We start from the raw sequence: 210 nt of genomic DNA, 5'->3' as shown, positions 1-210 counted from the left end.
GGGGGAGTGGGTCAAGGGGCCGGAGCTGGATGCCGGTTACTGGTTCGGCAACCTGCGCCGGACGGTGGAGTTCGAGTCCGCGACCCGCACGCTCCTCGATCAGGGCTTCGGCGTGTTCGTGGAGTGCAGTCCGCATCCGGTGCTGACGGTGGGCATCCAGGAGACGGTCGAGGACGCGGGCCGCGAGGCGGCCGTCCTCGGGTCGCTGCG

The 210-nt window shown here is 71.0% G+C and carries 1 protein-coding gene; it reads left to right on the top strand.

From position 1 onward, the window contains the following. On the top strand, positions 1 to 210 hold a 210-nt coding region (locus tag IF43_RS37665), incomplete at both ends, for an acyltransferase domain-containing protein (RefSeq protein WP_037891807.1).

Origin of the sequence: Streptomyces sp. NRRL S-87 (assembly GCF_000719335.1) — a bacterium.
Classification (GTDB): Bacteria; Actinomycetota; Actinomycetes; order Streptomycetales; family Streptomycetaceae; genus Streptomyces.
The sequence above is the reverse complement of the archived record's forward strand: the minus strand, read 5'-3'. Positions and strand labels throughout refer to the sequence as shown.